Origin of the sequence: Mycolicibacterium sp. lyk4-40-TYG-92 (assembly GCF_030209435.1) — a bacterium.
Taxonomy (GTDB): Bacteria; Actinomycetota; Actinomycetes; order Mycobacteriales; family Mycobacteriaceae; genus Mycobacterium.
Genome location: NZ_JARVRX010000001.1, coordinates 42349 through 54962 on the forward strand (window position 1 = coordinate 42349; position 12614 = coordinate 54962).

Annotated in this window: 13 protein-coding genes; 7 read left to right on the forward strand and 6 right to left on the reverse strand. The window is 68.8% G+C overall.

All coding sequences use genetic code 11. The annotated features are described in order from the left end of the window. Positions 1-22: 22 nt before the first annotated feature. Positions 23-697, reverse strand: a complete 675-nt coding sequence (gene crp / locus QRN63_RS00220; RefSeq protein ID WP_020100982.1) for a cAMP-activated global transcriptional regulator CRP — start codon at positions 695-697, stop codon at positions 23-25. A 103-nt stretch (positions 698-800) separates the two neighbouring features. After that, complete coding sequence (locus QRN63_RS00225) at positions 801-1112, reverse strand: hypothetical protein (protein WP_285028760.1); 312 nt, start codon at positions 1110-1112, stop codon at positions 801-803. A 60-nt stretch (positions 1113-1172) separates the two neighbouring features. Here QRN63_RS00225 and nth point away from each other — a divergent pair, with 60 nt between their 5' ends. Genes nth through marP form a run of 4 tightly spaced genes read left to right on the forward strand, consistent with a single transcriptional unit; the run spans position 1173 to position 4607 of the window. Beyond that, positions 1173-2003: an endonuclease III gene (nth, locus tag QRN63_RS00230; protein WP_502888056.1), complete on the forward strand. Its 831-nt coding sequence runs from the start codon at positions 1173-1175 to the stop codon at positions 2001-2003. Then, positions 2000-2656 carry a TlpA family protein disulfide reductase gene (locus tag QRN63_RS00235; protein WP_285028762.1) on the forward strand — a complete coding sequence of 219 codons (657 nt, stop codon included), beginning with the start codon at positions 2000-2002 and terminating at the stop codon, positions 2654-2656. The genes nth and QRN63_RS00235 overlap by 4 nt, the downstream gene beginning before the upstream one ends. Continuing rightward, positions 2653-3417 carry an NUDIX hydrolase gene (locus tag QRN63_RS00240; RefSeq protein ID WP_285028763.1) on the forward strand — a complete coding sequence of 255 codons (765 nt, stop codon included), beginning with the start codon at positions 2653-2655 and terminating at the stop codon, positions 3415-3417. The genes QRN63_RS00235 and QRN63_RS00240 overlap by 4 nt, the downstream gene beginning before the upstream one ends. Continuing rightward, positions 3414-4607, forward strand: coding sequence for an acid resistance serine protease MarP (gene marP / locus QRN63_RS00245; protein WP_061007135.1), 1194 nt, complete (start codon positions 3414-3416; stop codon positions 4605-4607). The genes QRN63_RS00240 and marP overlap by 4 nt, the downstream gene beginning before the upstream one ends. Here marP and QRN63_RS00250 read toward each other — a convergent pair. Next, on the reverse strand, positions 4596-5561 hold the full coding sequence (locus tag QRN63_RS00250) for an alpha/beta fold hydrolase (protein WP_285028765.1): 966 nt from the start codon (positions 5559-5561) through the stop codon (positions 4596-4598). The genes marP and QRN63_RS00250 overlap by 12 nt on opposite strands. Then, positions 5561-6070 (reverse strand): phage holin family protein, encoded by a 510-nt coding sequence (locus tag QRN63_RS00255; protein WP_285028766.1) that lies wholly within the window; start codon positions 6068-6070, stop codon positions 5561-5563. The genes QRN63_RS00250 and QRN63_RS00255 overlap by 1 nt, the downstream gene beginning before the upstream one ends. A 90-nt stretch (positions 6071-6160) precedes the next feature. Between QRN63_RS00255 and QRN63_RS00260 the strand changes: the two genes are divergently transcribed. Beyond that, positions 6161-6853, forward strand: coding sequence for a S1 family peptidase (locus tag QRN63_RS00260; RefSeq protein WP_285028767.1), 693 nt, complete (start codon positions 6161-6163; stop codon positions 6851-6853). Positions 6854-6906: 53 nt separating this feature from the next. Here QRN63_RS00260 and acs read toward each other — a convergent pair whose 3' ends face one another. Next, the gene (acs, locus tag QRN63_RS00265) at positions 6907-8856 is read right to left on the reverse strand and encodes an acetate--CoA ligase (RefSeq protein WP_285028768.1); all 1950 of its coding nucleotides are present in this window, start codon (positions 8854-8856) and stop codon (positions 6907-6909) included. Positions 8857-8955: 99 nt separating this feature from the next. On the opposite strand from acs, the gene QRN63_RS00270 reads away from it, so the two are divergent. Next, positions 8956-9726: a Fic family protein gene (locus tag QRN63_RS00270; RefSeq protein WP_285028769.1), complete on the forward strand. Its 771-nt coding sequence runs from the start codon at positions 8956-8958 to the stop codon at positions 9724-9726. 448 nt (positions 9727-10174) lie between these two features. Here QRN63_RS00270 and QRN63_RS00275 read toward each other — a convergent pair whose 3' ends face one another. Beyond that, a complete protein-coding gene (locus tag QRN63_RS00275; protein WP_285028770.1) occupies positions 10175-11032 on the reverse strand; it encodes an HAD-IB family hydrolase in 858 nt (285 codons plus the stop codon). A 507-nt stretch (positions 11033-11539) separates the two neighbouring features. Between QRN63_RS00275 and ssd the strand changes: the two genes are divergently transcribed. Continuing rightward, positions 11540-12613, forward strand: coding sequence for a septum site-determining protein Ssd (gene ssd / locus QRN63_RS00280; protein ID WP_285028771.1), 1074 nt, complete (start codon positions 11540-11542; stop codon positions 12611-12613). The last annotated feature ends 1 nt before the right edge of the window (position 12614 follow it).

A 12614-nucleotide genomic window follows, 5' to 3' on the forward strand; every position in this document is an offset into this window, starting at 1 on the left:
TGCGGGGGCATCTGCGGCAGAACTACCTCGCTCGGCGGGCCAGCCGCTCCGAGTCGGAGATCAGCACGCTCTTGCCTTCCAGGCGGATCCAGCCGCGGTGCGCGAAGTCGGCGAGCGCCTTGTTCACGGTTTCGCGGGAGGCGCCGACCAGCTGGGCAATCTCTTCCTGCGTCAGGTCGTGGGTGACGCGCAGGGCGCCGCCTTCCTGCGTGCCGAAGCGCTGCGCCAGCTGCAGCAGCTGCTTGGCCACGCGACCGGGGACGTCGGTGAAGATGAGGTCGGCCAGGTTGTTGTTGGTGCGGCGCAACCGGCGGGCGAGCACGCGCAGCAGCTGCTCGGCGATCTCCGGGCGGTCCGCGATCCACGCCCGCAGTGCTTCACGGTCCATCGAGACCGCGCGCACCTCGGTGATGGTGATGGCGCTCGACGTCCGGGGGCCCGGGTCGAAGATCGACAGCTCGCCGAACATGTCCGACGGACCCATGATCGTCAGCAGGTTCTCGCGGCCGTCCGGTGACCGGCGGCCGATCTTCACCTTGCCGGAAATGATGATGTAGAGGCGGTCGCCGGGCTCACCCTCGGCGAACACGGTGTGTCCGCGGGGGAAGTCGACAGGTTGCAGCTGTTTGGTCAGTGCGGATACCGCGGTGGGCTCGACACCCTGGAAGATTCCGGCCCTCGCCAGGATCTCGTCCACGTTGCTCCCTAAGGCTGGTGAGTGATAAAAAACGCGCGCAAGCTAGCCAGTGAACTGGTTAACAAAGTCAGTCTAGTGGTAAGCCGTTTCGCAACCAGCCACGCTACACACGATTCGCCTGGCGAGTCTCGCGAAATTGCGGATTGCTCGCATAGTGGGCATACGGACGGCTGGGTAATTCGGGTTCACCGAAGGCTCCGAGCGGGTTGTCGCGTGTCGGCGACGGGGCCGCCAGCGCGCGGGGTTCCTCGAATCGGGGCGCCGATCGGTGCGGCAGGGTGCCGGCGGCTGCGGACTGCTCCGACCAGGCGTTTTTGACCTTGTCGACGAACGCTTTGACGTCGGCCGCGGTGTATGTCTCCTTGGACGTATCGAGCATGGCTTCGAGGCGGCTCAACCCGAAGGTTGCGAGCATCAGCAACCCGGGAATGCACACTACGAGCAACCACGACACACGCAGAAGTAAACACGCCGAATGTCTCAGGGTGATCACGAAACGACGCCGGTCAAAGTATCCTTACCGACTTCTCTCAGTACGCTTACCGGCGTGCCTGCGCGACGATCCACCGCAAAATACGACCGCGAAACCCACCTGGGTCTGGTGCGTCGCGCTCGGAGAATGAATCGTGAACTGGCGCAAGCATTCCCGCACGTCTATTGCGAGCTGGATTTCACCAATCCGCTGGAACTCGCGGTGGCCACCATCCTGTCGGCGCAGTGCACGGATAAGAGGGTCAACCTCACGACACCGGCACTGTTCGCCAAATACCCGACGGCGCTGGACTATGCGCAGGCCAACCGGACCGAACTCGAGGAGCTCATCAGGCCCACCGGCTTCTACCGCAACAAGGCCACGTCGATCATCGGGCTGGGCCAGGAACTGGTCACCCGGTTCGACGGCGAGGTGCCGGACACCCTGGATGAGCTCGTCACGCTGCCCGGTGTCGGACGCAAGACCGCCAACGTCATCCTCGGCAACGCCTTCGACATCCCGGGCATCACCGTGGACACCCACTTCGGCCGGCTGGTGCGGCGCTGGCGCTGGACCGCCGAAGAGGACCCGGTCAAGGTGGAACATGCCGTCGGGGAACTGATCCCGCGCAAGGAGTGGACCCTCCTTTCGCACCGCGTGATCTTCCACGGCCGCCGGGTCTGCCACTCCCGGACGCCGGCGTGCGGCGTCTGTGTACTCGCGAAAGACTGCCCGTCCTACGGCCTCGGGCCGACGGATCTGGCGACTGCCGCGGCGCTGGTCAAGGGACCCGAAACCGAACACCTGCTGGCCCTGGCCGGGATCACCGAGTGAGTCGGTCTGCCCGCTGGACCGTGGTGGTGCTGGCCGTGTTCGTCGTTCTCGGCGTGGCGCTGTGGCGGCAACTCGGTGAGCAGCCGTCGGGGCCGTCGAGCCAGCAGTCCGGCCAGCTGAACGGGGCCCGGGCGCATCGAGACGCCGACACCCCGGCGGCGCTGGCCGGACCCCGTGCCAAGGCGGCCCTGCCGCCCTGTCCGGCGCCCCAGGGCGGGCCCGGACCGGGTGCCCTGCAGGGCATCACGGTCGACTGCGCCGCCGACGGCACCCTCGTCGACGTCGCCAAGGCCGTCGCCGGCCGGGCCGTGGTGCTGAACCTGTGGGCCTACTGGTGTGGTCCGTGTGCCGACGAGCTGCCCGCGCTGGCCGAGTACCAGCGCCGCATGGGCGCCCGGGTGACCGTGCTGACGGTGCACCAGGACGAGAACGAGACCGCCGGGCTGTTGCGGCTGGCCGACCTGGGCGTCAAGCTGCCCATGCTGCAGGACGGCCGGCGGCTGGTTGCGGCCGCGCTGCGCGTGCCCAACGTCATGCCTGCGACGGTGCTGCTGCGCCCGGACGGTAGCGTTGCGCAGGTCCTGCCCCGGCCGTTCACCAGTGCCGATGAGATCGCCAGTGCAGTGAACCCACAGTTAGGAGTGTCGGGGTGAATGTGCTGGACCCGCAGGCCGCCCCGGCCTGGCTGCGGCCCCTCGTCGACAACGCGGCAGACCTGCCCCAGGCCTACCGGCGCCGGGTGCCGAAGAGCGTGCTGGCGGCCATCACCGCGGCCGGCGCCACCGCGACATTGACCGGTACCAAACGCGACGCCGCCGTCCTGGTGCTGTTCTCGGGTGCGCCCGACGCCCCGGCCGGCGCTCTGCCCCCCGACGCCGACCTGCTGGTCACCGTGCGCGCGTCGACGCTGCGGCACCACGCCGGGCAGGCGGCGTTCCCCGGCGGCGCATCCGATCCCGGGGACGACGGTCCCATCGGCACCGCGCTGCGCGAGGCGACCGAGGAGACGGGTCTCGACGCCTCGCGGCTGCACGTGCTGACCACGCTGGACCGAATGTTCATCCCGCCCTCGGGTTTTCACGTGGTTCCGGTGCTCGCGTACTCGCCTGACCCGGGCCCCGTGCTCGCCGTGGACCCGGGGGAGACGGCGATCGTCGCCCGGGTTCCGGTGCGCGCCTTCGTCAATCCCGAGAACCGGTTGATGGTGTACCGCAAGGAGAACACCAGCCGGTTCGCCGGCCCGGCATTTCTGCTCAACCAGATGTTGGTGTGGGGCTTCACCGCTCAGGTGATCTCCGCGATGCTCGACGTCGCAGGCTGGGCCGAGCCGTGGAACACCGACGTCGTCGAGGAACTGGACGCGGCAATGGCGCTGCTGGGCGAGTCCAGCGGCTACCGTGTGGATCAACCATGACACCTTCACAATGGCTGGATCTGGCCGTTCTGTCCGTCGCCTTCGTCGCCGCCGTCTCGGGCTGGCGGTCGGGGGCGCTGGGCTCCCTGCTGTCTTTTCTCGGTGTGGTGCTCGGCGCGGTGGCCGGTGTGCTGCTGGCGCCGCACGTGGTGGCGCACGTCGACGGCGCCCGCAGCAAGCTCTTCATCGCCCTGTTCCTGATCCTCGGCCTGGTCGTGGTCGGCGAGATCGCCGGTGTCGTGCTCGGCCGCGCCGTCCGTGGCGCCATGCGCAATGAAGTGGTGCGCGGTTTCGACTCGGTCGTCGGCATGGCCCTGCAACTGGTCGCGGTCCTGGTCGCGGCCTGGCTGCTGGCCACCCCACTGACGTCGTCCGACCAGCCGAACCTCGCTGCCGCGGTGAACGGCTCCCGGGTGTTGTCCGAGGTCAACGATCTCGCGCCGGCCTGGCTCAAGCGCGTGCCCACGCGGCTGTCGGCGCTGCTGAACACGTCGGGCCTGCCGTCGGTGCTGCAGCCGTTCGGCCGCACCCCGATCGTCAGCGTCTCGGCGCCCGATCCCGCGCTCGTCGGCGACCCGGCGGTCGCCGCGGCCAAGGGCAGCGTCGTGAAGATCCGCGGCGTCGCGCAGAGCTGCCAGAAGGTACTCGAGGGCACCGGCTTCGTGGTGGCCCCGGGCCGGGTGATGTCCAACGCCCACGTGGTGGCCGGGTCCAACAGCGTCACCGTCCAGGTCGACGACAAGAGCTACGACGCCAAGGTCGTGTCGTACGACCCCGAGGCCGACATCTCGATTCTCGACGCGCCCGACCTGCCCGCGGCGCCGCTGAAGTTCGACATGCAGGAGGCTGCGACCGGGACCGGCGCGGTGGTGATGGGCTACCCCGGTGGCGGTGAGTTCGCCGCGACCCCGGCGCGCATCCGCGAGGTCATCAAGCTCAACGGTCCGGACATCTACCACTCCACGACCGTCACGCGTGAGGTCTACACCATCAGAGGCAATGTCCGCCAAGGTAATTCGGGCGGGCCGCTGATCGACGGCAGCGGCAAGGTACTCGGTGTCGTGTTCGGCGCCGCGGTCGACGACGCCGACACGGGCTTCGTCCTCACCGCCGACGAGGTGGCAAAGCAGATGGCCAAGGTCGACAACCAGGACGCGGTGCCGACCGGAAAGTGCATCTCAGCCGGGTAGCTGGTGCAGGAACGTCGACAGCTCCGAGGTGACGGTCGACGGCTGCTCCTCGTGCGCGTAGTGGCCTGCGCCGGGGACGGATACGAAGCGGGTCTGCGGGGCGTAACGCTGGGTCCGGCGGACCGGGTCGTCGAGCACGTACGGATCGGCGGTGCCGTGCAGATGCAGGACCGGCACCGCGGTGCGCTGTTTCATCGCGCGCATGAAGCGCCGGCCTTCGCCGCGAACCTGACTGCGCGCCGCCCACCGCTGGTACTCCAGCGCCGAGTGCGCGGCCGACGGGATCTGGATCGCGGTGCGCAGATGCGCGACGGTCCGCGCGAAATCCTCCGACGCCGGCCAGGCGGCGCCCGCGCGGCTGCGGACCAGCTGCTCGACGGCAGCGCCACTGCGGCGGGTCAGGACATGCTCGGGCCACCACGGCACCTGGTTGCGCAGCATCGCCGGCAGCAGGGCCGCGCGCTGGCCCTTGTCGGTCAGCGTCGAAGATCGCAGCGCCACGGGATGCGGTGAACTGACCAGCGCGATACCCCGGACCGCCCGCGGATGCAGCATCGCCGTCGCCCAGCAGACCAGGCCGCCGTCGGCGTGTCCCACCAGTACCGCCGAGTGATGTCCCAGCGCGCGCACCAGGCCGGCGGTGTCCCCGGCCAGCGTCCAGCCGTCGTAGCCGGTCGGTGGTTTGTCGCTGCCGCCATAGCCGCGCAGGTCGACCGCGACCACGCGCGCGCCGCGCAGGTCGCGCAGCTGATGCCGCCACGAGTACCAGAACGAGGCAAAGCCGTGCAGCAGGATCACCAGGGGACGCTCGGCGTTGGAGGAGCCGTCCGCGTTGCGGTCGGCAGGCTCCGAGCCCTCGGCCTCCACCACGTGGAAGCGGATGCCGTTCGCGTGCACCTGGAGGTGTCGCCACGGACCGTCGATCCGGACGACCGACGGATCAGGTGGCGGCACTACCAGCCTGAGGTGTCGCTAGAAGCCGTGCGAATGGAGGCTTGGCCCGATGACCTGTCACCGCCCGGCGTCAGCGCCACCTTGGCCTCCTTGACCGTGGCGATGGTGTCCCGCGGGCCGCGGATCTTGCGGACCTTGAGGAAGCCCAGGAAGGCGAGGGCACCGGTCGTCAGCACCATCAGCGCGAACACGATGAGGTACGACGCCCAGCTCGGCAGCCACAGTTCCAGCAGCGAGCCGAGGAAGAAGAAGAAAAAGAACGTCGAGTAGAAGAGCACGACGAGGGCGGCGATGAACAGGACGCTGCCGGTCAGGCCCTTCTTCACGTCGGCGGTGATCTCGGCGCGGGCCAGCTCGACCTCGGCACGCACCAGCGTCGACATCTGCGCGGTGGCTTCCTTGACCAGGTCGCCGATCGACGGATCAGCCTTGGGCGCATGCGGATCCACCAGCGGGATCGAGGTCACCGTGGCTGGAACGGGGCCATTCTTGCGGTCGCCATTGCTCACGAACACGTCCTCCCGGCGTCGGTGTAGTCCTGGCATATGTTGCCACGTGGGGCGCCGCTTAACGATCCGGCCCAGCGATACACTGCCCCGATGCGTTCGGCACCCGTGATTGCTGCGATCTCTGGGATCGCCATTGCTCTGCTCGGCACATCGGTCGGGATACCGGCCCACGCCGACGCACCGGTGCCACTGGGCGGCGGTTCGGGCATCGTCGTCGACGGTGACACCTTCTGCACCCTGACGACGATCGGGCACGACAACCGCGGCAAGCTGGTCGGCTTCACCTCGGCGCACTGCGGCGGGCCCGGCCACGAAGTGTCGGCCGAGGGCGCCGAGAACCGCGGCCCGCTGGGCGTCATGGTGGCCGGCAGCCAGCCCCTGGACTACGCCGTCATCGAGTTCGACCCGGCCAAGGTGCAGCCCCTGGCTAACGTCAACGGCTTCCAGATCGACGGCATCGGTCCGGACCCGGCGTTCGGTCAGGTGGCGTGCAAGCTGGGCCGCACCACCGGCTACACCTGCGGTGTCACCTGGGGCCCCGGCCAGGACCCGGGCACGATCGTGGACCAGGTGTGTGGCCAGCCGGGTGACTCAGGTGCGCCCGTCACCGTCAACAACAAGCTCGTCGGCATGATTCACGGCGCGTTCAGCGACGACCTGCCGACCTGCGTCGTCAAGTACGTGCCGCTGCACACCCCGGCCGTGACGGTGTCGATCAACGCGGTGATCGCCGATCTCGATGCCAAGAGCCGGCCCGGCGCGGGTTACGTGCCGACCGCCTGACCACATACGAAAAGGCCCCCGACATGTCGTTGGGGGCCTTTCGCGTATTGCGCCTACTTGCTGGCGCGGATGGCTTCGAAGACGCTGGGGTCGACGAGGGTGGACGTGTCGCCGAGGTCGCGGCCTTCGGCGACGTCGCGCAGCAGGCGGCGCATGATCTTGCCGCTGCGGGTTTTGGGTAGTTCGGGCACGATGTGGATTTCCCGAGGTTTGGCGATAGGGGAGATTTCCGTGGCGACCTGGGCGCGCAGTTCTTCGACGATGTTCTCTGAGCCGCCGTGCGCGGAGGCCTTGAGGATGACGAACGCGCAGATGGCCTGCCCGGTGGTGGCGTCGGTGGCCCCGACCACGGCGGCTTCGGCCACCCCGGAGTGCCCGACGAGGGCGGATTCGACCTCGGCGGTGGAGATGCGGTGCCCGGAGATGTTCATGACGTCGTCGATGCGGCCCAGGACCCAGATGTTGCCGTCGGCGTCGTAGCGGGCGCCGTCACCGGCGAAGTACCAGCCCTGCTCGGCGAACCGGGACCAGTAGGTGTCCTTGAACCGTTCGTCGTCGCCCCAGATGCCGCGCAGCATCGACGGCCACGGCTTGTCCAGCACCAGGTAGCCGGTGACGTGTTCGTCTTCGTCGGCGCCGGGCACCAGGTCGTTGCCGTCGTCGTCGACGATCTTGGCGCTGATGCCGGGCAGCGGGGTCATGGCCGAGCCGGGCTTGGCCGCGGTGACGCCGGGCAACGGCGAGATCATGATGGCGCCGGTCTCGGTCTGCCACCAGGTGTCCACGATCGGGGTGATGCCGGCGCCGATGTGTTCGCGGTACCAGCGCCAGGCTTCGGGGTTGATGGGCTCACCCACGCTGCCCAGCACTCGCAGGCTCGACAGGTCATGCGCGGCGGGGATCTGGTGGCCCAGTTTCATGAAGGTACGGATCAGCGTCGGGGCCGTGTAATAGATGGTGACGCCGTACTTTTCGATGATGTCGAAGTGCCGGTGCTCATTCGGCGAGGTCGGGGTGCCTTCGTAGACCACCTGCGTGACACCGTTCGACAGCGGCCCGTAGACGATGTAGGTGTGTCCGGTGACCCAGCCGATATCAGCGGTGCACCAGTACACATCGGTGTCGGTTTTGATGTCGAAAACGTTGTAGTGGCTGTAGGACGCCTGGGTCAGGTAGCCGCCGGAAGTGTGCACGATGCCCTTGGGCTTGCCGGTGGTGCCGGAGGTGTACAGCAAGAACAGTGGCTGCTCGGCGTCGAACGCCACAGGAGTGTGGTCGGGCGAGGCGGTCTCGACGGTCTCGTGCCACCACACGTCGCGACCCTCGGTCCAGTCCACGTCGATGCCGGTGCGCTTGACCACCAGGACGTGCTCGACGCTCGGCTGGCCTGCGACGGCCTCATCAACCGCCGTTTTGAGTGAGGCGGCTTGGCCGCGGCGGTACTGCCCGTCGGTGGTGATGACCAGCTTGGCCTGGGCGTCCTCGACGCGCGCGGCCAGCGCGGTCGCGGAGAAGCCGGCGAACACCACCGAGTGCATGACCCCCAGGCGCGCGCAGGCCAGCATCGCCACGATGGCTTCGGGGACCATCGGCATGTAGATCGCCACCCGGTCGCCCGCGACCAGGCCCAGGGCGGTCAGGGCGTTGGCGGCCCTGCAGACCTCGTCTTTGAGCTGGGCGTAGGTGATGTCGCGGGCATCCCCTACCGGCTCGCCTTCCCAGTGGATCGCGACACGGTCGCCGTTTCCGGCCTCGACGTGGCGGTCGACGCAGTTGTAGGCGACGTTGAGCTTGCCGTCGCCGAACCACGTGGCGAACGGGGCATTTGACCAGTCCAGGACCTCGGTGAACGGGGTCGTCCAGGACAACCGCTCGCCCTGGCGGCGCCAGAAATCCAGGCGGTCGGCGTCGGCCTCTTGATACAGCGCGGCGGTGGCATTGGCCTGCGCGGCGAACTCGGCAGGCGGCGGGTAAGCCTGTGGCACAGCGGTGTCTTGTGTCATGGCTGTGAGCGTAGTCACTGGCACGTTGCAATGACGTTGGTGGTGGCCCGCCACCGTGACGTTGGAGGTGGCCACCCGGTGGCACTACATTGTGCGGACGTGGCTGCACCTGACCCGCTGGCTCCCTTGGCCGAACTGCCCGGCGTGGCCGAGGCCGGAGACGAGGCGCGCGAAGCGCTCGGAAGGGCCCATCGGCACAAGGTGAACCTGCGTGGCTGGCCGGCCACCGCGGCCGAGGCTTCGATGCGGGCCGCCCGCGCGTCATCGGTGCTCGACGGCGGATCCCTGAGTTTCAGTAAAGACGGCGAGGCGCCGGCCAAAGGTGAGCGTGCCGACGCGGTGCTGGCCGGCGCGCTGCGGGTGGCCGAGGCTCTCGAAGGTGGCGCGACAGCGCTCGTCGGCGTCTGGCAGCGGGCGCCGCTGCAGGCGATCGCCCGGCTGCACGCGCTGGCGGCCGCGGATCTGGCGGACCCGGACCAGCTCGGCCGGCCCCGCACCGATGACCCAGACGTGGGCCGGCGGCTGGAGCTGCTCGGCGAGATCGTGGGCGGTGGGAGCCGAGTGCCGGCGACGGTGCTCGCGGCCGTCGCTCATGGCGAACTCCTGAGCCTGGCTCCATTCGGGGTGGCTGACGGTGTGGTGGCGCGTGCGGTGTCCCGGCTGATCACCATGTCCAGTGGACTCGATCCGCACGGTCTCGGCGTTCCCGAGATGTACTGGATGCGTCAGGTCGGCGAATACCGTGCCGCGGCACGGGGCTTCGCGTCGGGCACCGCCGACGGGCTGACGGCGTGGTTGATCTGCAGCAGCCGTGCGCTGCATTCGGGGGCGCGTGAGGCGCTGTCGATTGCGCAGGCGTCCGCCAAGTAGCGGTCCGTCCAGAACCGTCGCCAGCAAACGTGAACACATAAAAGCGGGCGGCGCTCCGTCGTCAGAGTGCATCTGACTCGGCTCGCCGCCCGCTAGCACGGAACCCCGGTTACCAAGCGTGCTTTTCGGGTTGTGTGGGTGGCCTCGGCGTCCCTGCGATGCGCTGCGACTACAACCCCACCCAAGGGGTCCTCTTAGTCGTTCGCTCTTCGCAACTACGCAGGCCCACAACGCTTTTACCATTGTCGCGGTATGTGCTCCGCGTGGGTGCCGGTATTCCGTGCTGGGATGCCCTCTTCGGGAGGTCGAACCTTCTCTTCCGGTTCGGTCTTGGCCTCGGGGGCTTCCGTGCTTCCTTTGTACTACGTGACCGCAGTCACATCAAGGGTCAATCACCGGCGATTTGTGATTGTTACTGAGGTGGCCTCAGCAACTCGTCGGTAGCTTTTCAGAAGCTCAGCCGACGCAGCAGCGAGTACGTCACGGCGCCCGCCGCGAGGGCGCTGGCTCCGACGGCCAGGGTGGTGGCCACCGCGGCGCCCGACGGCGCCGGCAGCCGGTCCCGCAGTGAGACCGGGCGGGTGAAGGTCAGTACCGGCCAACCGCGGGCGACGGCCTCCTTGCGCAGGGCGCGATCCGGGTTGACCACCGCGGGGTGGCCGACGGCCTCGAGCATCGGCAGATCGGTGATGGAGTCCGAGTAGGCGTAGCAGTGCTCGAGCACGTAGCCCTCGCGGGCCGCGAGCTCCTCGATCGCCTGGACCTTGCCTTCGGCGAAGCAGTAGAAATCGACGTCGCCGGTGTACTTGCCATCCGCGACGACCATGCGCGTGGCCATCGAATGGTTGGCGCCGAGTTCGCGGGCGATGGGCGCCACGATCTCCTCGCCGGACGCCGAGACCACGACGACGTCGCGGCCGCACAGCTTGTGGTCGGCGATCAGGTTGGCGGCCTCGGCGAAGACCAGTGGGTCGACGATGTCATGGAGCGTCTCGGCGACGATCGACTTGACCTGTTCGACGTCCCAGCCGGTGCACATGTTGGTCAGATACGACCGCATGCGGTCCATCTGATCGTGATCGGCGCCGGACATCAGGAACAGAAACTGTGCGTACGTGGACTTGAGGACAGCTTGCCGGTTCAGCAGCCCCTGGTTGAAAAAAGGTTTGCTAAAAGCGAGGGTGCTGGACTTGGCGATCACCGTTTTATCGAGATCGAAGAAGGCTGCGGTGCGCACCGGAGCGCTCGACTCGGCCTCCTGACGCGGCGCGGCCGCGGCCTGGGCGGCCGGATCGGATGCGGTCACGGCTCCCAGCATATGCTCCGGAACGCCGGTGCCGGGTGGGTGGCGGTGTGGCCGTGTCGGTCGCCGGTGGGGCGGCCGTCGTGGCGATTGACGTGCTGACACGCCCCTTTCACAGACAATCAACAGTTGCGCACAGCCCTGTTGACGTGTGTATAGTGGGCATTACCCGGCCAGCGCCGGGTGTGCATCAGCCCGACCCCCCGGGGCTGATCCACGACGACCTCCGCCTCCTCCCCCCCTGGCGGGGGTCGTCCCTTTTTCGGGGTCGGTCAAATTCCTCGAGGCATGGCTTCTTCGGCGCGGTTTTCGCCGGCGCCGGATTCCTCGTCTCCTTGTGCGGCAGAGCTGTGACGGTCCCGCTCGGTCGACTGTCACGCGCAGCCCGCGAAAAGTTGCGGAACGACATTCTCACCAGGCCGTCAATAAAGTTGTCCACAGTTTGCGATTCATCCACATTCTGGGTGCGGGCTCTGGCGGCGCGGCCTGCCGCGCCTCACGGTGGATCCCATGACGACGAACGGGGCCCTGGCGTTGATCGACGACGCCGGACTGCGCGACGAGATCGAGCGCGTCGCCGCGGCGGCGGGCATCAGGGTGGTGTACGCCGCAGAGCCATCGGGCCGGAAGGTGTGGCTCGGTGCCGCGGCGGTGCTGCTCGACGTCGCGGCTGCGCGGCGCTGTCGCGAGCTCGGGATGCCGCGACGGTCCGCCGTCCTGTTGATCGCCACCGATGCGCCGGGCACCCGCGAGTTCGAGGCCGCGATGGTGATCGGCGCGCAGGAGGTCATCACGCTGCCCGGCCAGGAGTCGGGGCTGGTCGCCGTCCTGTCCGATGCCGCCGCCGGTGAATCCGAAGGCCGCCGCGGCGCCGTGGTCGCGGTGATCGGCGGACGTGGCGGCGGCGGCGCGTCGGTGTTCGCGATCGCGTTGGCACAGGCCGCGGGTGAACCGGACCGCGAGTGCCTGCTCGTCGATGTCGACTCCTGGAGCGGCGGCATCGATCTCGCCCTCGGTGCGGAGTGCGATGCCGGCCTGCGCTGGCCGGACCTGGCGGCAGCCGGGGGACGGCTCAGCTATCCGGCCCTGCGCGATGCGCTGCCGCGCCGGCGCGGCATGGCGGTGCTGTCGACCGGACGCACCGGCGCCGAGCTGACGCCGACGGCGCTCGCCGCGGTCATCGACGCCGGGAGCCGCGCCGGCGTGACCGTCATCTGTGACGTGCCGCGGCAGACGTCGGCTGCGGCGGAGACCGTCCTGGCCGCGGCCGATCTGGTGGTCGTGGTGGCGCCGGCCGAGGTGCGGGCCTGTGCGGCGACCCGGGTCGTGGCCGACTGGGTGACGGCGGTCAACCCGAACGTCGGCCTGGTGGTCAGGGGTCCCGCACCCGGTGGGCTCCGTGCGGCCGAGATGGCGACGATCCTCGGGCTGCCGCTGCTGGCGGCCATGCGGGCCGAGAGCAACCTCGACGGTGCGCTCGAGCGGGGCGGCCTCGGCGGGAGCCTGCGCAACCGGTCACCGCTGGCCGTGGCCGCCCGCCGCGTACTCGCGGTGCTACGCCAGCAGCCGGGGGAGGCGGCGTGAC

Bases quoted from the DNA above. Each gene is read 5' to 3' on its own strand.
- marP (WP_061007135.1), top strand. From the start codon at position 3,414: ATGACACCTTCACAATGGCTGGATCTGGCCGTTCTGTCCGTCGCCTTC.
- QRN63_RS00225 (WP_285028760.1), bottom strand. From the start codon at position 1,112: ATGCTCGCAACCTTCGGGTTGAGCCGCCTCGAAGCCATGCTCGATACG.
- nth (WP_502888056.1), top strand. From the start codon at position 1,173: ATGTCTCAGGGTGATCACGAAACGACGCCGGTCAAAGTATCCTTACCG.
- QRN63_RS00260 (WP_285028767.1), top strand. From the start codon at position 6,161: ATGCGTTCGGCACCCGTGATTGCTGCGATCTCTGGGATCGCCATTGCT.
- acs (WP_285028768.1), bottom strand. From the start codon at position 8,856: ATGACACAAGACACCGCTGTGCCACAGGCTTACCCGCCGCCTGCCGAG.
- ssd (WP_285028771.1), top strand. From the start codon at position 11,540: ATGACGACGAACGGGGCCCTGGCGTTGATCGACGACGCCGGACTGCGC.